Origin of the sequence: Chitinophaga pinensis DSM 2588 (genome assembly GCF_000024005.1) — a bacterium.
GTDB classification, from domain to species: Bacteria; Bacteroidota; Bacteroidia; order Chitinophagales; family Chitinophagaceae; genus Chitinophaga; species Chitinophaga pinensis.
In genome coordinates, this window is record NC_013132.1 from 1,647,443 (window position 1) to 1,665,387 (window position 17,945).

Below are 17,945 nucleotides of genomic sequence, written 5' to 3' on the forward strand. Positions count from 1 at the left end.
CAATAGCAGCGATAAGGAGAATTGTTTAGATTTACACTGCTTTGAATATCGAAACACTCCTCAACTATCTGTTGCAGCTACCCGTAGGGTACGTCTGGCTCATTTTCCTGCTGGAAAACGTGCTGATTACCTGTGTCGTCTTATTAATAGGCCGTTTTTACTATAAAGGCCCTTATACGCCAAAAGAATGGACCATTTGCATCATTACTAATATCATCAATACTATTGTTACTTATGCCGGTTTCTGGCTTTGGAAACATGGAATTGTTAAGATTACGATGGGTGTTTCATGGAATCTCCTGCTGGATTTTCTGCTCCTGTTCCTGGCGATGGACCTGCTGATGTACGTTTTTCATATTGCTATCCATAAAACCTTCCTGTATAAAGCGGTACATCGGCTGCATCACGAAGCCGTCGATCCGAAGCCGATAGATCTGTTCGTCCTGCATCCTGTTGAAGCATTTGGTTTTGGTAGTTTGTGGCTGTTGCTGCTGGTTGTATATCCATTCAACGTCTACGCCATTGTGATCTATCTGATGATCAATGTCATCTTCGGATTAGCAGGGCATCTGGGGATAGAGCCTATACCGGAAAAGATCCTGCGCTTACCGCTGATTAAATACCTGGGGACGTCTACTTTTCACCATAATCATCACCAGGACATAACTCACAATTTTGGTTTCTACACGAGTATATGGGACCGCTTGTTTAAGACTTATAAATAAGCTGGTGTTACGACCTATGAAATGATATTAAAGGAGACCAATACGATGGTCACACTTACGCAGATCAACGCAATCAGGAATACATAATCAGCCATTTTCTCCATCCGTTCGCTGCTACGGCTACCTTCTGCGCGCATAGACAGGAAAGAAAGAAAACAACTGGCCATTAAGAGTAATGCTGCAATGCCGGTACTGTCATCGATCAATGTACTATGATTAAAGTGCATGACTTTGATAGAGGTCAGCACAATTAAACAAAAGCCCAGGAGGTTAGTGGACGTATTGAGGATGTGTGGTGATTTACTGCCGTGTGTCATAATACTGGATTACTAAAGTGAAAAGTACATAAAACCCGATTCCCCCGGCCAGATCATGAAAATTATAAGGAATTTTTAAGACCATTGATCGCTGCAGGCTTTATTGTACTGTCCGGTTTCCCCGTTCTTTTGCGTGGTTTTAATGCAGATATCAGTGGTCATGTGGGCGTAGCGAAGGGGAGTGTATTTATTGAAGGTGGCGGCAATTATGGATTCATCGATATTCGGAAGGATAGAAAGAACGGCGCCAATAAAACAGGTGCTGCTGTGGTGGTAGTTGGATAAGCATTTAGTTTGTAAATGCCTTTGATCGCTTTAAACGCAAAGAGGTCGACAGGAACAGGTCGACCTCTTTGTGTGCAGGAAGGAATCTCTATCAACGCGGATTCTTCCTTCTGTATGCAAATATCTTAGTGAGCGAGACCAGGACACTGATAAGCATCAGCCCGATCATAAACAGAAAAGTCGATTTATCCATGCCCAGGAGGAACACGATCATAATTGCCACAGGCAGCAATAACATGCCGTATCCTCTCCAGCCGAACAGACGTTGAAAGAGAGAGACCATAACGCCCCAGATCAGGCTATAAAACGCGCAGCTGGTAAATAATGATAATATGGCCTGACCGTCTTTTACCGGAGTCATGAATTGATAGAACAATATACACCACGCGGCAACCAGTATGATATACAAAAGAATATAAGGGACTCTCTTCATTGAATTTGTAATAACTATCTGTAAAAATAATAAAAAGGAGGAATCTGCATAGTCAATGCCCTGCGAACAAGCCCCTGATCTTTTAGTGAATGTATCAAAGAATGCCACGATTGTAAAACAGGGGTGGCCTGATGCTTATGCCGTGTAGACACAACTAGAAGTGCCTGGATCAGCCGGAAGAGACATTTCCTGGATAGGGAATGTAACTTTTACAATTATTCCCCCGTTCTATCTGAAAACCTATATTGTTTATGAAGCTCAATGTTTACCCTGTTATCCTCGTGTTAATCGCCTCGCTGTTGATATCGTGTAAGAAGGACATGGAGTTTGGAGATGATTATTCCAAAAGTGAAAAAGCCTGGAACGGCTTTAAGGCTTATTCCGGTAATTCCTATCGTTATATGGTGGCTACGGCCAGCTGGGCGGGTACTGCATCTGAAACTATTATGACTGTGAAGGATGGGCATGTCATAGCACGTTCATATGTACAGAAAGAGCGAATACCTGGCAGTCCCGATTTTGTAACACGCACACAGTGGGAAGAAGATGCGGCCAGTCTGGGCTCGCATACAGCAGGCGCCGGATTGTTCACACTGGATGATATCTATAGTAGTGCAAAGAATGATTGGTTGAAAAAGCGAGATAATGCGAAGACGTATTTTGAAGCAAATAATCATGGGATGATCTCCAGTTGTGGGTATGTGGAAGATGGATGCGCGGATGATTGTTTCAGAGGAATCAGTATTGGGTTTATTGAGACGTTATAATAGCATTTATCTGTGAATAGGAAAAAGGCAGCCTGAGGGCTGCTTTTTGTTTTATAAGTGGCTTTATTATATCATTGCGATAGTGTAATAATTGCAACAGATATGGTATTGTTTGATGAACAGATACGAAGAATAAAAGATAAACTTTCCCAGGCCCGGAATGTTGATAAATACTTAACGGTATTAGGCGCAAAAAATCATAAATACCAGGTGAATGAGCCTGTTGCTGCGGAGGATATCCTTAAACTGGAAGAACAATACGGGGTTAGCTTCCCTGATTGTTACAGGTCTTTCTTATTACAGGTTGGGAATGGTGGTACCGGGTATGAAGATTCGGCAGCCGGCCCTTATTATGGTATTTATCCATTGGGGAGAAATATAAAAGAGCTCATTGGTGATAAAGCAGAAGAATATCTGAAGAATGATTGTGTCATTTATCCGGACATGTCAGCGGAATATTGGCAATCATTAAATGCAAAGATTGATGACGATGAAGAGCTTTCGGATGAGGAGCTTTATAGAGAACTGGGTAAAATATGGGGAGGTGTTATTCCTATCGGATCCCAGGGTTGTGCGTATATTCATGGGCTTATTATAAATGGTGCATATAAGGGACGTGTTGTGAATATCTCTATGGATGGCCCAAAACCACAATTCACTTTTGAAGTCAATTTCCTGGATTGGTATGAACGCTGGCTGGATGAAGTCATTTCTGGTCAACTATTACAGGATGGTGTAAATTGGTTTGGTTATGCAATGGGAGGCCCAGACACGACAATGATCCACCTGTTCTTAGAAACGGGTAGTATCAAGGAAAAAGAAGAATGTTTAAAGGGCATTTTATGTAAACACAAATTAGAAGCGGAGACAATAGAAATTGTTGAAGAACAATTGTTAAACGGCAGCAAGGAGTTTAAACAAGATCTGCTTCACATACTTACCAAATTTGATTATGGAAGAGCAAAACCTTATCTGGTTGACCTGGCCCGAACGGATATAGGAAGTGTTTGCAGTATGATTCGTTGGTATGCAAAAAGCACCAGTGTTGAATGGGTACCGCTTATTCGCAAATACATAGCCGATGTTGATGATGCGGAGAAATTCAGGTTTTGCACATATTTACTGGCTGATGCAACAGCTGACTTTGGTGACCTGATTGTTCCATTTGCAGAAAGAGAACATGAAGAAATGCAAGTGACAGCATTTTATACATTGGGGAAATTGAAAAATAAAAGCGACTTTTTAGAGACCTTTATAAAAGGACTAAATGCCTCTTCTAACAGGGTTATTCATAGCGCATTGCAGGCACTTTCTGATGTGTACGATATAAGGCTATTACAACATTATAAAAGAATCGCAGAAAAATTCCCTGAAGAAAAGGACTATATCTTATCAAATCTGAATCATAGGTTAGCAGCGTATGGCTTGAACAATAAGACCATTCTGCTGAAAAACGACTTGGGTGAATAAGTTTTTAAAGACATTCTATTATTAAAGCCCATATCAACCTTCAAAAAATAAGCTGTCAGTAATGACAGGTTATTTTTTGAAGGTAAAAGGTTGAATTCGTTTGTGATATTGTTACTGCACCAGTCCATTCAGCTCCTTTATATCATCGGCAGTCAGTTCAATAGTCGCCGCCTTTATATTCTCCTCCAGGTGAGCCACGCTGGAAGTACCAGGTATCAACAGAATATTATCTGCACGATGTAATAACCAGGCCAATGCCAGCTGATGCATGGTCACTTGCTTACGGGTAGCTATTTCCTGGAGCTTTTCTTCTAACTGCACCATGCCGCCGCCTATCGGGAACCAGGGAATGAAGGCGATGTTTTCAGATTTGCAATATTCCAGTACGGACTCCCATTGACGATCCAGTACGCTATAGCGGTTCTGCACTGAAACGACCTTAAAGTGTTTTTGCGCGAGTTTAATATCCTCTACAGATACCTCAGATAAGCCCAGGTGTCTTATTTTGCCTTGTTGCTGTGCTTTCGCCAGGAAATCAAAGCTGATTTCTGCCGGAACTTTAGGATCGATGCGGTGTAATTGATAAAGTGCTATCTGTTCCAGTTTAAGTCTGCGCAGACTGCCGTCAAGTGCATCCTGTAAGTGCTGTGGACTGGCGTCGTTATTAATATCTGCCCAGGGGCCAAAGCGTACAAGGCCGCCTTTGGTGCCTACAATGACATTATCCTTATAAGGATATAACGCATCTGCAATTAATTGCTCGGAGGTAAATGGGCCGTACTGATCGGCTGTATCAATAAAGTTTACGCCTAATTCAACAGCTCGTTGTAGAACATCTATTGAGTTCTGCGGATTTTCAGGCATCCCCCAGATCTTTGGGCCGGTAATACGCATAGCTCCATAGCCCATACGATTGATCTCTATATCGCCACCTAATAAAAAGGTCGGTTTAAAACTTGATGATGTCTCCATACCAGAAATTTTATGAAAGCAAAGCTATGGCGACCAGCCTTTCCTACCGAAGACTTTTCAAAGTACTATTTATACTTTTCAAAGTTTTTGCGATAGTCGGAGGGTGTGACGCCTGCATACTTCTTAAAAAACCGGTTGAAATAGCTCTGGTATTCGAAGCCGAGGCCAGCTGCAATGTCCGCCAGGGTGTATTCTGTATAGCTCAGTAATGATTTTGCTTCAGCAAATAAGCGCTCGCTGATGTGCATAGTGGTGGACTTCCCTGTTGCTTTCTGTACCGCCATATTTAAATGGTTTACGTGTACAGCGATACGGTCCGCATAATCGGATGCCTTTTTAAGGGAGATCGGCTGTAAAGGCATGTCTATGGGGAACTGATGGTTTAACAGGCGGATGAATTCGGCAGCAACACGGGGAATCCCGTTCTCCGCTGTATCTGTTGTACGTCGCATTTTGATGGCCTCATGGAATATCAGGCTGAGATGGCTACGGTATAACTCGTCCTTATCTGTGTAATCCATGTCAGCGTCGGAACGCATCCGGATAAATAACCCTGTTAAGAACTGTTGCGTAACGGCGTCCGGGAAGTAAACGGGAGACTCCTGGGTGGTGAACAGGCGATCCATAAGACCGGAAAGTTGTGCGCTGGCGCGGATAAATTCGTCGTTAAATACACAAAAATACCCATCAGCAGGAATGAGCCTTTCCGGAACCGTCCAATTATAAGGCACAATCGGATTGACCAGCATCAGGGCCGGTTTGTCAACGTAAATGTCTGGTAATGACCCATAACGTAGGCTGCATGGAGATCCCTCTGTAACGAGACTGATTTTATAAAAGTCCCTGCGATTATAGGAATCCAGGGTGCACTTGCCTTCATTAATACCGGCTACCCTGAATTGCCCTTTAGCCTTTTTCATCATTATCGTCGCCATTCTTCAAATTTATACAATTCAAAGAAATTTAACTCCCGATTTTTATGAATTGTCATATTATATACCCAAGGGTGGTATGTTGGTCAAATCTTTCCTCTGCCGCAAATGAAACTGCTAAGGATTCGTTAAATTCAGGTCAACTTTTCACTTAAGTTAAAATGCAGAGATATCCAGTTGCGGAAATTTGGATACTTTGCCTGATACCTGTGAATGTATCAGGAGGAATTTATATCCTTTAATATGACGATCATGACTGAAAACAACGAGATCCTCGCGCAGCATCTAAAGAATTTCGCGGCTTTGACAGAAAAAGACATCGCAGAGAGCGAGACATTCTGGAAAACACGGAAGATCAATAAAGGCGACTTTTTTAATATGCAGAGTATGGTCTGCAACGATCTCGGACTAGTCGTAAAAGGTATTTTCCGTATTTACTATCATGATCCTAAAACGGAGACGGATAAAAATATCTTCTTTTTTTCTGAGAATCAGTTCGTCGTTTCTTTCAGAAGTTTTATCTCTCAAAACCCTTGTTGGTACTATATAGAGGCGATGGAAGATGCGGAAATTATCTTTATATCCTACAGGGATCTCCATAGCCTTTATGCGAAGAATACCAACTGGCTGCATTTCGGAAAACTGCTGGCGGAATTGTTCTTTGCTTATGCACAGACACGTGCAGAAGAATTCATGTTTTTCTCCCATGAAGAACGATACCTGCGCTTGTTAGATGAACATCCGAATATCATCGAAAGGATTCCTGCTTATCATATTTCATCTTTTCTGGGAATCACGAATCCTTCATTAAGCAGGATCAGAAAACGGGTGAAACGCTAATAGGATAAACTGCCCTGAACCGGCGATTTTTCATACACTTATATGGCGCTTTTCATATCAGCCGTTCTGGACAGGTGAAATGCGGCAAGCAGGTAATAAAAGACGCCAAATGCGGCATATCCCGGCCAGGCTGTTTATACCCATGGTAGGTACGTTGGCCATCACAATAAAGGGAATACCGCCAATTACTGATTGACCACCGCTAATGATCATCCTGACTGTATGTTGTTGTATGATAGTATGACGTTGACATGATGTTGTATTTGTTGTTTCTCATGTCAAAGGTCCGCAGTACCGGTCAATCCATTTTTCACTTAAGTTAAAATGATGACCTGAATCGTGTGCAGGTCTCAGTGTTTGATAAGTTCCACCAGGATCCCTAAAAGTCCCAGTGAAAGCAAAAATGTAAGCATCCCCAGCAGATAGGCGGCGAAGGCTTTTAGGTAACTGGTCACTTTCTTTTGGTCAAAGAATTGCCCGATTGCCCATGTACAATATAGTATGGATAATATCCCTGAAATCTGCATCAGCGATAACTTTGTTAATCCTTCGAAAAACGCAAAGACAGCATAGATCAGCATCGCTATTCCCATGACGAAACATATCAGGATCAGTATCTCGAAAAAATTGTAATCATACTTTCTGAAAAAGAGTTTGGTCCAAAAGGCAATACCTAATCCCATTAAGATATTAGCATAACCATAGTGATGTTGTACCCATGCGAAAATTAAATTCATTGCAGCGTGTTCTGTTTGCTCCGTTCCATGATAGGATATATATTCTTTTTCGATGTGGAATAGGTTAATGATAATTGTATAAATGAGTGAGGTGACGATGATGAAGATGATTGGTTTTACCAGTCTGCTCCTGTTTTCTACAATAAACTCCTTTACATTTTTTCCGGGTCTGACGAGCATTTCTTTGATAGTATAAAATATGCCTTTTTCAAAATGCAGGATGTGCCATATTTCATGTAAAATATAGTCTTTATCAACTCTTTTAAGCTGCATCGGTTGACCACAATTGCCACAAAATTTATTGTCAATTGTAATATTGCAGTGTTTGCAGATCGCTATATTGTTATGCATAGAGGGTGTAGTTTATGGCTTGGATGTCTTCTTATATCTGTAAAAGGTTTTTGCAAACGTCAGTAGATTTATTTTTTTCTCTGCTACACTTTGGTGTAGAATAGTACGCAGATTACTTGCGTAGTGATGAATTATTTTGCATTATTTCGACTTACAGTGTTTCGTGTATTCATATACAACTAATGTGGTATAGTGACTATCAGTAGCTTTACGAAACTTCACGTTTCATTTGAATTATTTACTGCCAATATTTTGAATGACTATTAGAATTGTTCAACCTATACAAATGAGATATTGTCAAAAATTGTTCGTAGCTATAAATTGTCCATCTAAATATTGGGGTCATCCCTGGGTATACTGATCGTTCAAACCTGTTATGTTCTCAAAATACTTATAATCTACCCCTTAGCTTTTGCTAGTGTTGTTATAAGTGTCAGGGCTCTTCGCATAAGAAGATTAAACTACATGTAATTAATCAACAAGTTGTATGAAAATGTTATCCTATATCTTGCTATTAATATAATAGCCATTGTAGTGTAAGTACCCCGTTTAGCAAACAGTATTCTTCTGGAGAATCGTTTCTTCAAGAACCATGTTTTTCCACTCTTCTGGGGTAAGATTATTTAATGCTTCATGTGGTCTACGCTGATTGTATTCTTCCAGCCACTCCTCTGTTAACTCTCGTACCTGGTTAAGGTCAAAAAATAAGTATGCATCAAGAACAGCCTCACGATATAGACGGTTAAACCTTTCTATATATCCGTTTTGCATTGGCTTACCTGGCTGGATGTATTGAACGATGATATTATTCGTTTTGCACCATAGGCAAAACTTTGTAGAAGTGAACTCCGGTCCATTATCTACTCGTATACTATTCGGCTTACCACGTGTTGTCAATATTCGGTCCAGTACCCGCGTAACCCTCTTGGCAGATAGGGATGTATCGATCTCAATAGCCAATGCTTCTCTTGAACAGTCATCCATTACATTAAAAGTCCGGAAGCGTCTATTACCAGTCATACTATCACTCATAAAATCCATACTCCAACTAACGTTAATCATTTGTTGCCTGATCAGTGGTTGCTTTATCCGGGCGGGTAATCGTCTTTTCCCTTTCCTACGTTTGTTGAGTTTTAATAGCCTATAAACACGGTAAATCCGTTTATGATTCCATTTATGGCCTGCCCTCCGCAAATAAGAGGATAGCTTCCTGAAGCCGTAATTAGGATGCTTAAAAGCCAATTCCTGCAATGCAATAATAACTGCATTATCATTCTTACGGCTATTGTAATAGAATTGAGATCGTGGAAAGGATACAAGTCTACAGGCCCTACTCACAGAAATACCTTCTTCACTAACCAGCTCATGCGCTATTTGTCTTTGGGTGGCAGGGCCCAGCCTTTTTTTGTGAAGAGATCTTTAAGAAGTTGATTATCCAGGGATACATCAGCATACATCCTTTTCAGACGCGCATTTTCTTCTTCTAGATCTTTCAAACGCCTTACATCTGAGGCTTCCATACCTCCATAACGACTCTTCCAATTATAGAAAGTCGCTTCTGAAATGCCGTGTTGTCGGCAGATCTCTTTGGTCGGTATCCCGGATTCTTGTTGTTTAAGGATAGAAACAATCTGGGATTCTGTAAATCTTGTTTTTTTCATGATGAACAGATTAGTTTAAAATTAACACTTTTATCTAATTTTAAACTGTCTGCCGTTAAGGGGTACTTACAGTAGCTGTTGGGTAATCCCCGAGATCCTTATCTAAATATTATTCACCTCAAATGATAATTATAGAAAGAGACGTGTCTCTTAAATTGTTTAACGTGCCACTAAAAAAACAATCTTTCAATAACATTAAACTGGATGCCGAGCTAATGTCTGATGACAGGAGTTCTCTAATACAATAGGCTATGAAGACTAAAATAACAATATTATTATTTGCACTTGTATCGCCATTCATACGTGTTATGGCGCAGGCGCAAGGAGGGCTGGAAATACCCAATTATACGGCGCACTCTCCCAATGTGGCGGCGCTCGGTCAGTATGGAGAATATAAGGTAGAGCAATCAACGGGTGTACCCTCTATATCAATACCGTTATATACAATAAAGGGAGGGAAATTGGAACTGCCAATATCTTTATCTTATCATGCCAGTGGGATAAAGTTAGATCAGGAATCCTCGTTTGTGGGACTTGGATGGACACTGAACGCAGGAGGAGCTATTGCAAGAGTTGTCAGAGATAAGGCCGATGAGGGAAGCTGGGGATTTTTAATAACCGGTAAATCTATTCCCAATTATAATTCAATTGATGAACTGGACGCCGCGGGAAAAATTGGTAATAATGCGTATTTGGCTTCCGCTGTAAATCTGGATAAGGAACCGGATAATTTTTCAGTAAACACCAATTTATTTCGTGATGAGTTCTGCTTGGATAGTACAGGAAGGCTTATAAGTATGAATCTAGATTCAAATAAGTATACCGCCGATTTTGTAAATAATATAATTATTGCAAAGGATAAAGTTGGTAATACCTACAGATTTGGCAAGGCGCTGGATGGGACGGCTACTGTTGAAACCAGTATTACAAATTATTCCTCTGTTGACGATGGTGTTGCTAACGGAACAGTTGAAAGCGGGAGATATATATCTGGCTACTATTTATCGGAAATTATTTCTGCAGATAATTCGGATACTATATTTTTTAAGTACAAAAAAGGCCATTATTTAGAAACGAAGGTAGTAAATACCACCCGTTATATTTTGGATGATGGAGGTCAGCTTTCTACAATTGATGCCAATGGACAAAACTTTGATGCGACAAGCATAACATCTATGACCACGACAATTCCAGATGTCCAGGTTCTGGATAAAGTTCTTTTTAGGAATGGTTCACTAGAGTTTACCAGCGCTGATGACAGATTGGACTATCCTGGTAATCCCGGTTCCCGTTTTAGAATAACCGGATTTAATGTTTTTGATAGCAAAAGGAATTTGATACAGACGGTAGCGTTTCTGAATAATAGTTATTTTGAAAGAACCGCATGGGGGAAGCCATTAATTAACATAGATATCCCTGAGGTTAAGAAAAAGAGTCTGAAATTAAATGGAGTCGCTTTTTATGATAAAAAAGGAATGTTCATTAATGATTTCAAGTTTGAATATGATGCTACACCATTGCCTCCTAGGAATACAACCCCACAGGACTTCTGGGGGTATTATAATGGAAAGACCAATGAAACCTTAATTCCTCGTACATTTTATACTAAACTATATGACGGATCCCCGGTTTATGTTGGTTCAAATCGTGACGCTGATTTCAACTATATGAAGGCAGGTAGTTTGAAAAAAATTACATACCCGACCGGAGGATATACAGTCTACGATTTCGAGCCTAATTATTACCTTAATAAGCAACAGCAGGAGAACAAGGTTGAACGTTTGAAATCTGTCAGTTTGTATGCAATAAACCGTTTACCAAGTTGTGACCTGGTTGATTTTCTTAATGGCGTACCTGCTAATAATAGCTTAGAATTTACGATCACTGAGGATATTGGATCATCATCAACAAGTGCTAATCTGACTGTAAGTTTCAGTGGATATAAATATACACAGAACGCACAATCCATGACCTTCAAGCTGACAAATCTGTCCAATAATTCAGTCTACAACTTTGAGCAGTCGCCAAGTGAAAAGGGACAACGAAAAACAGTAAATCAGCAAATTACAATTCATCCGGGAGATAGATTCAGATTAGAGGCCCGGACTAACGGCGTTACAGAATCAGACTTTAGTATATGCAACAGCCCATATATTGAATCTTTGTTGACATACAAATATTGGGAGGTCTCAACAATAGAAAATGTACAGCCGATACAGGCGGGTGGTTTAAGAGTAAAAAGGATCTCGAACTACGAATCTAACGATTCAATTATTACAAGAAAGATGTACGAATATGGTGATACAAAATATAATGTAGGAGTTGGGGAACTTATTACGACGCCAGGAAATAATTTTTATCGTTATCCCAAATTGTATACTGGTATCAATGCTAGTTCTGATTTGGTGAAAATGATGTGGTTTTCTTCAGAAAGCCAGGTTGAACTTGGATATAATAAAGGTTGTCCGGTAAACTATACAATGGTACAAGAGAAACTTATTGCACCGGATGGCACCCCCAATGGCAAAACAGAGTACTATTATAATCGCGCCGTAGGAGATTATGAGCCTAAATCAAGCTGGAAATATCCTTACAATACTATTATTTATCCGAGCTGGCGTAGCAATGACCTTTTGAAGGTGAAGAATTACAAGTATGAGAATAATAATTTTGTACCTGTTAGTGCTGTGGAATATGAGTATAATGAATTACCGGTAAGGAAGGTTAAAATCTTAAAATTAATAGAATATGAACCCGATTTATATCATGCATTCAATGGGGTACTTTTTATTAATAATCCCAGTCGATTCTATTACTATAACTATTATGTATCATGTGGGAAAATATTGAGGAAGAAGGAAATATCCAAGGAGTATGTTGGAACAGACTCAATAGTTGTTGAAACAAGCTATGAGTATAATAAATATCATGATATTAACCGGGTATTATCGGTAAATAGTAAACAGGAATCTACAGAAACTATAACAAAGTATACAGGTGATATCAATTACAATAACCTCATATCAAAAAACATCCTTGCTTTACCGATACAACAGGAACGGAGGGTAAATGGGAACGTGACATTTGGTAATATATTAACCTACAATGAAGCAGGAAATGTTGAAGGCCGGGCAATATTTTACTCATCTGCCCCGGTAGCTCCTGTTGCATATACTTCCTACACAGTATTACCTCCGCTTTATAAAAAAATGCAGTCACTGGTTTACAATTCTACAACGCAAAATGTGCGGGAAATAATAGATGAAAGTACGTTTAATACAATTTATTTGTGGAGCTATTCGCGTCAATTTCCTATTGCAGAGATAAAAAATGCCAGCAGTGCAACTATTTCAGCAATATTGGGAAGTGCAAATATTGCAGCATTCGAGACCAAATCTCCTACTGATGAAGAGGTAAACTTATTCCTTGCGCCTTTAAGGAGTGATGCAAGATTAAAAACCGCTAAAATCATTACTTATACATATTCTCCACTTGTTGGAATGACAAGTATGACAGATATCAGAAGATACACAAGTTATTATGAATATGATGGTTTAGGTAGGTTGAGGGCGGTGAAGGATGGTGATGGTGCAATCCTTAAACTGTATGAATATAAATATGGCGCTTCAATAACTCAATGATTGAACAAACCCGATTTAAGCAATTAAGATACATTGTAAAGTATTATGAGTATTAATCAGTATATCATAAATATTAAACTATTGGCTGTCGCCATTATTCTGCCGGCAAGTTTATTCGCGCAGAAGCCAGGTGGAAGCCTGGGAGCCGCAACGCCTGTAACTACTCCTTCTCCATATACACATACCACCATTAATTATGTAAGAACCTGGGAGCCGGAGGCGCCGCTGAAGGATACGAATGCAATTACCTCTCCAACGAGGTTAGTCAGGGAGGTTAAACAAACTACTGAATATCTCGACGGTTTAGGACGTGCTATACAGAGGGTCGCGAAGGGAGTAAGTCCCAATGGAAGAGACCTGGTACAAATGTTTATATACGATCCATATGGTCGCGAACAGTATAGTTATCTTCAATATACTCATCAGGCATCAGGAGATGGTAAATTTAAGCGGGATCCTTTTTCTGCGCAAAACTCTTTTTATAAAAATGGTATTTTAAATCCAGGACTTTCAGGAGAGAATATTTTTTATACTAAGAAGGAAATTGAATTATCTCCCTTGGATCGGGAATTAAAAATGTATGCTCCGGGGAATAGTTGGATAAATAGACCCGTGGAGACACGTTATCTGGTAAATGGAATAGGTGATTCCGTAAGAATCTGGACGATGGGATCCACATTTCCTGTCAGTACTAGTAGTTATGCGAATGGGCAATTGAGCAAAATTGTTTCAATAAATGAGCACGGAAATCAGACGGTTGAATATAAGGATAAAGATAGCAGGATTATTCTAAAAAAAATACAGATCAGTGACGTTCCCTCTACAGGTGCATTTGGTTGGCTTTGTACTTACTATGTATATGATGATATGGGAAATCTGCGATATGTAATTCCTCCTTCTGGGGTAGAAGCAATCAAAGGTAACTGGACCATAACAGCGGCTGTAGATACTGGCTTATGCTATCACTATCAGTATGACGCTCGTCAGAGGATGATCGTTAAGCGAGCGCCAGGAGCTGGTCGTACTTTATTGGTTTACGATAGCCGTGACAGAGTTGTATTTGCGCAAGATTCAATACAGCGGTCCAAGGTGCCAATGGAGTGGATAGCAACGTTTTATGATGATCTGAATCGTCCGACGATGACTGCTATTTATAAAAATACCATCTCGCTTGAGGATTTACAGAAGAGTGTCGATGCCGCAGTTGCTTCAGCAACGATTTCTTATGTAGCTCCGGCAAAAGCAGATTTAGCTGTTTATGAACATGACGGGAGGTCTTTATACACGGCAACAAATAGTATTACAGTATTTGAAGACTTTGACTCAGGTAACGGTGAAATGGTTATGGAAACTAAACCATCTACAGGTGATACAATTTCTTTACTGGCAAACAATCCACTTCCCAATATATCTCCTTCTTTATTAACGCCATTGGCTTATACTTTTTATGATAACTATAACTATCCAGGGAAGCTCGCTTTTGTTGGTCTGGATACTGCTCAATTGCAGGTCGCAGATACATTATTCCCGGATAGAAGACCTGTAACCAATCTTACAGATGGTCTGGTTACAGGTGGTAGAGTGAGAGTGTTGGGAACGGATAATTGGCTTACGACGACAAATTATTACGATGATAAGGGAAGGGTGCTGCAGCTTATTAGTGAAAATAATCTTGGAGGTAAAGATGTCATTTCAACTCGTTACAGCTTCAAGGGTGTTATTCTCGCCAGCTATCTACGTCATCAGAATCCGAAAAGTGTAGTTCCTCAGACGACGGTTCTGACAAGTATGACTTATGATAATGGAGGGCGTCTATTAAATATTACAAAGAGATTGAATGATGATGTCAGTAAGGAGAAAATAATTGTCTCTAACAGTTACGATGAGTTGGGACGTATGCGTCTTAAACGCTTAGGTGTTTCATCATCAGGAGCCTTGCTTGATACTTTGAACTATACTTATAATATACAGGGATGGCCACTAGGAATTAATCGGAATTTTGTTAACAGTGGAAATCTTACATCTAACTGGTTTGGTCAGGAGATAAGTTATGATTACGGTTTTACAAACAACCAATATAATGGCAATATTGCAGGTGTAAAGTGGAAAACAAGGGCAGATAGCACCTATGCTTATGGTTATAGCTATGATAGAGCAAATCGCCTGCTGAGTGCCTTTTTTACGCAAAGAAATGGCGTGAATTGGTCTCAGGGAACGAAAGATTTTTCTGTCAGTAATTTGAGTTACGATGCCAATGGAAACATTAAAACCATGTTACAGAAAGGATTGGTAGGTACAACTAGCAAAACAATAGATAGCCTCGTATATACCTACTCCGCTAACAGTAACAGGCTGCTAGGTGTAAAGGATGTAGATTCATCAATTACAAAGTCTGCAAAGCTGGGTGACTTCATAGATCTTAATACTGGTGTTCAGGACTATTACTATGATAACAATGGAAACATGGTTGCCGACCAGAACAAAAGAATAACTTCAATTACTTATAATCATCTGAATTTACCGACTGTAATTACGATGGTGGGAAAAGGAACGATTACCTATACATATGATGCCGCAGGTCGTAAATTGTCGAAAACAGTGATTGATAATACAGGTAACTCTCCTAAGACTACTGTCACAGACTATGTTGGAGCATTTGTATATAAACAAGATAGTCTTGAATTCATAAGTCACGAAGAGGGCAGAATAAGACCTGTTTATAAAACAGGAGAGTCGGTTCGGTATGCTTATGATTATTTTGAAAAAGATCATCTCGGTAACATCAGGACTGTGCTCACAGACCAGACTGACTTTACTATGTACGCAGCTTCAATGGAAGTGGATGCAGGGGCGAAAGAAGCCGCTTTATTCAGTAATATAGAAGAAACAAGGGTAGAAACTCCCACCGGTTATCCACAGGATAATACAACAGAAAAAAACAAATCAGTTGCCCGGTTAAATGGTAAGACAGGTGGGAAAAAAATTGGTCCATCACTTGTGTTACGGGTAATGGCAGGTGATACTGTACGGGTCAATGCGCGAGCGTTTTACAAGTCCCAGGGGCCTAAGGATGATGATAAACAGGCTCCGGTCGAAGATATGTTGGCTGGACTTCTACAGGCATTTGGAGGGAATTCTGTGAGAAACGGAGAGCATAATGTTGTAATGGTTTCAAATACAACACCGTTTAATAGTGATTTTTATGGTAACACATATCAGCGATTAAAGGAAAAAAATAATGACAATGGGCAATCAAATCGTCCCAAGGCATATTTAAATTTTGTACTATTTGATGATGATTTTAAATTGGTAGAACAGAATAGTGGTGTACGACAGGTAAAGGCTAGTCCGGATGAGTTACAGGAATTGGCGGTAGAGAAGATGAGTGTGGCAAAGAGCGGGTATTTATACGTTTATACAAGTAATGAAAGTCAGCAGGATGTTTATTTTGACAATGTGATTTTAGGATTAAATAGTGGACCTTTGCTGGAGGAAACACATTATTATCCGTTTGGGTTAGTAATGAAAGGAATCAGCACAAAGGCCGCTGGATCTCTAGGCAATAGAATGAGGTTTAATGGAAAAGAGGCCCAGATTGATGAATTTATGGATGGTAGTGGTTTGGAGCAATATGATTATGGAGCTAGAAACTATGACGCCCAATTAGGATTGTGGCATAATATCGATCCTTTGGCAAATCTCAGCAGAAGGTGGTCGCCATATGTTTATGCATATAATAATCCTTTACGTTTTATAGATCCAGATGGGATGTTACCAGAAGATAACTTAGACAAAAATAGTGTTGGGATGATGTCAAAGCAATCTAAAAAAATGAGTTCTGACAACGCAGTGACGTCTGAGTCTAAAAAAGCATTAGAGAATGTCCTTAATGAGGATGCTCTAATAGAACGTAAACAGATGGCAAAAAAAATGGATGAGAACGGATCTTTTCTCGATATGATCTTGGGGGAACAAGGGCCAGGAAAAGGAGCAAAAAAGACTGGTAGTAAGAAGGAGAACAAAGCTGACCCCGCACCTGAACCTCAGATTATTTCTCTCGTTAAAAGAGCACGGGTTGCGCTAACTAATAATACGGTCCTTGTTAAGATAATGTTTAATGAAAAGACAAATAAAATTGAAAAATTTGATTTTTCAATAGGAGGTAAGCATGGAGAAATTAAATCTATCGGAGACTTCGACCAACAAATTTTCCAGGGGGTGGTCACCTATAAGTTGTATTTCGAAGCGACATTAGGAGTAGAAGAATCTGTATCGGCTGAAATGACAAAAGAAGGTGGATCTTTTGGAGCGAAAATTGGGACGGAGACTAAACAAACAAGTGGAGAAACACATCACGTGGTTATTTATGGTAATATTTATAAAGGGCAAATAACGTTAAGTGGATCATTTCTGGCACCGGAAGACATCGAAGAATAATTTTATGGATACAGAACAACACAGAATCGCTGAAATGCTTGCATATTTAGATAAGTATTTCTTTGCCATCTTCGTGGCAGTATTGGCATACATAGTGTTAAGAATGGTGTTTAGGAAACGTCAGTAGTCTAGAAATGTTTAACAAACATCCTGGGCAATCTTAGAGGATAATTTGCAAGTATATTCCTCAAATCACTTTGCCGAAATAGTAAAGGGACTGTCATATGACAGTCCCTTTACTATTTCGGCAAAGTAATTTCAATCAATTAGGCACATAATTGGTTATTAGTGTTTAACTTCTATAAGGCTCCGTATTGATACCAGGCACTTAGTGCTCATTGAGTAGAAGGGAAATTTATGTCGATCATTTCAGGAAA

Annotated in this window: 13 protein-coding genes; 7 read left to right on the forward strand and 6 right to left on the reverse strand. The window is 39.7% G+C overall.

Annotated elements, in window-relative coordinates:
- Nucleotides 1-41: 41 nt before the first annotated feature.
- Nucleotides 42-725 carry a sterol desaturase family protein gene (locus CPIN_RS06845; RefSeq protein WP_012789055.1) on the forward strand — a complete coding sequence of 228 codons (684 nt, stop codon included), beginning with the start codon at nt 42-44 and terminating at the stop codon, nt 723-725.
- Nucleotides 726-739: 14 nt separating this feature from the next.
- On the opposite strand, the gene CPIN_RS06850 is transcribed toward CPIN_RS06845, so the two are convergent.
- The gene (locus CPIN_RS06850) at nt 740-1,042 is read right to left on the reverse strand and encodes a hypothetical protein (protein ID WP_012789056.1); all 303 of its coding nucleotides are present in this window, start codon (nt 1,040-1,042) and stop codon (nt 740-742) included.
- An 84-nt stretch (nt 1,043-1,126) separates the two neighbouring features.
- On the opposite strand from CPIN_RS06850, the gene CPIN_RS06855 reads away from it, so the two are divergent.
- Nucleotides 1,127-1,327: a hypothetical protein gene (locus tag CPIN_RS06855; protein ID WP_012789057.1), complete on the forward strand. Its 201-nt coding sequence runs from the start codon at nt 1,127-1,129 to the stop codon at nt 1,325-1,327.
- Nucleotides 1,328-1,418: 91 nt separating this feature from the next.
- Here the strand turns inward: CPIN_RS06855 and CPIN_RS06860 are convergent, their stop codons facing one another.
- Entirely contained in the window at nt 1,419-1,760 is a 342-nt protein-coding gene (locus CPIN_RS06860; protein ID WP_148230516.1) for a hypothetical protein, read from the reverse strand.
- Nucleotides 1,761-2,011: 251 nt separating this feature from the next.
- Between CPIN_RS06860 and CPIN_RS06865 the strand changes: the two genes are divergently transcribed.
- Nucleotides 2,012-2,527 (forward strand): hypothetical protein, encoded by a 516-nt coding sequence (locus CPIN_RS06865; RefSeq protein WP_012789059.1) that lies wholly within the window; start codon nt 2,012-2,014, stop codon nt 2,525-2,527.
- A gap of 102 nt (nt 2,528-2,629) precedes the next feature.
- Nucleotides 2,630-3,997, forward strand: coding sequence for an SMI1/KNR4 family protein (locus tag CPIN_RS06870; RefSeq protein WP_012789060.1), 1,368 nt, complete (start codon nt 2,630-2,632; stop codon nt 3,995-3,997).
- A 111-nt stretch (nt 3,998-4,108) separates the two neighbouring features.
- Here CPIN_RS06870 and CPIN_RS06875 read toward each other — a convergent pair whose 3' ends face one another.
- Nucleotides 4,109-4,969, reverse strand: coding sequence for an aldo/keto reductase (locus CPIN_RS06875; protein WP_012789061.1), 861 nt, complete (start codon nt 4,967-4,969; stop codon nt 4,109-4,111).
- 65 nt (nt 4,970-5,034) lie between these two features.
- Nucleotides 5,035-5,904: a helix-turn-helix domain-containing protein gene (locus CPIN_RS06880; protein WP_012789062.1), complete on the reverse strand. Its 870-nt coding sequence runs from the start codon at nt 5,902-5,904 to the stop codon at nt 5,035-5,037.
- 249 nt (nt 5,905-6,153) lie between these two features.
- On the opposite strand from CPIN_RS06880, the gene CPIN_RS06885 reads away from it, so the two are divergent.
- Nucleotides 6,154-6,741 (forward strand): Crp/Fnr family transcriptional regulator, encoded by a 588-nt coding sequence (locus tag CPIN_RS06885; protein WP_044221029.1) that lies wholly within the window; start codon nt 6,154-6,156, stop codon nt 6,739-6,741.
- A 350-nt stretch (nt 6,742-7,091) separates the two neighbouring features.
- Here the strand turns inward: CPIN_RS06885 and CPIN_RS06890 are convergent, their stop codons facing one another.
- Complete coding sequence (locus tag CPIN_RS06890) at nt 7,092-7,751, reverse strand: DUF3667 domain-containing protein (RefSeq protein ID WP_222838187.1); 660 nt, start codon at nt 7,749-7,751, stop codon at nt 7,092-7,094.
- A 627-nt stretch (nt 7,752-8,378) separates the two neighbouring features.
- A protein-coding gene (locus tag CPIN_RS06895; RefSeq protein WP_148230517.1) for an IS3 family transposase occupies nt 8,379-9,490 on the reverse strand; the annotation gives its coding sequence in 2 pieces (ribosomal slippage) (nt 8,379-9,238 and nt 9,238-9,490; 1,113 coding nt in all).
- Nucleotides 9,491-9,741: 251 nt separating this feature from the next.
- Here CPIN_RS06895 and CPIN_RS06905 point away from each other — a divergent pair.
- Both CPIN_RS06905 and CPIN_RS06910 read left to right on the forward strand, forming a co-directional pair.
- Complete coding sequence (locus CPIN_RS06905; RefSeq protein ID WP_012789067.1) at nt 9,742-13,131, forward strand: hypothetical protein; 3,390 nt, start codon at nt 9,742-9,744, stop codon at nt 13,129-13,131.
- A gap of 45 nt (nt 13,132-13,176) precedes the next feature.
- On the forward strand, nt 13,177-17,568 hold the full coding sequence (locus CPIN_RS06910) for a DUF6443 domain-containing protein (RefSeq protein WP_012789068.1): 4,392 nt from the start codon (nt 13,177-13,179) through the stop codon (nt 17,566-17,568).
- Nucleotides 17,569-17,945: the final 377 nt, after the last annotated feature.

Bases quoted from the DNA above. Each gene is read 5' to 3' on its own strand.
- CPIN_RS06850 (WP_012789056.1), bottom strand. From the start codon at position 1,042: ATGACACACGGCAGTAAATCACCACACATCCTCAATACGTCCACTAAC.
- CPIN_RS06860 (WP_148230516.1), bottom strand. From the start codon at position 1,760: ATGAAGAGAGTCCCTTATATTCTTTTGTATATCATACTGGTTGCCGCG.
- CPIN_RS06865 (WP_012789059.1), top strand. From the start codon at position 2,012: ATGAAGCTCAATGTTTACCCTGTTATCCTCGTGTTAATCGCCTCGCTG.
- CPIN_RS06870 (WP_012789060.1), top strand. From the start codon at position 2,630: ATGGTATTGTTTGATGAACAGATACGAAGAATAAAAGATAAACTTTCC.
- CPIN_RS06875 (WP_012789061.1), bottom strand. From the start codon at position 4,969: ATGGAGACATCATCAAGTTTTAAACCGACCTTTTTATTAGGTGGCGAT.
- CPIN_RS06880 (WP_012789062.1), bottom strand. From the start codon at position 5,904: ATGGCGACGATAATGATGAAAAAGGCTAAAGGGCAATTCAGGGTAGCC.
- CPIN_RS06885 (WP_044221029.1), top strand. From the start codon at position 6,154: ATGACTGAAAACAACGAGATCCTCGCGCAGCATCTAAAGAATTTCGCG.
- CPIN_RS06890 (WP_222838187.1), bottom strand. From the start codon at position 7,751: ATGCAGCTTAAAAGAGTTGATAAAGACTATATTTTACATGAAATATGG.
- CPIN_RS06905 (WP_012789067.1), top strand. From the start codon at position 9,742: ATGAAGACTAAAATAACAATATTATTATTTGCACTTGTATCGCCATTC.
- CPIN_RS06910 (WP_012789068.1), top strand. From the start codon at position 13,177: ATGAGTATTAATCAGTATATCATAAATATTAAACTATTGGCTGTCGCC.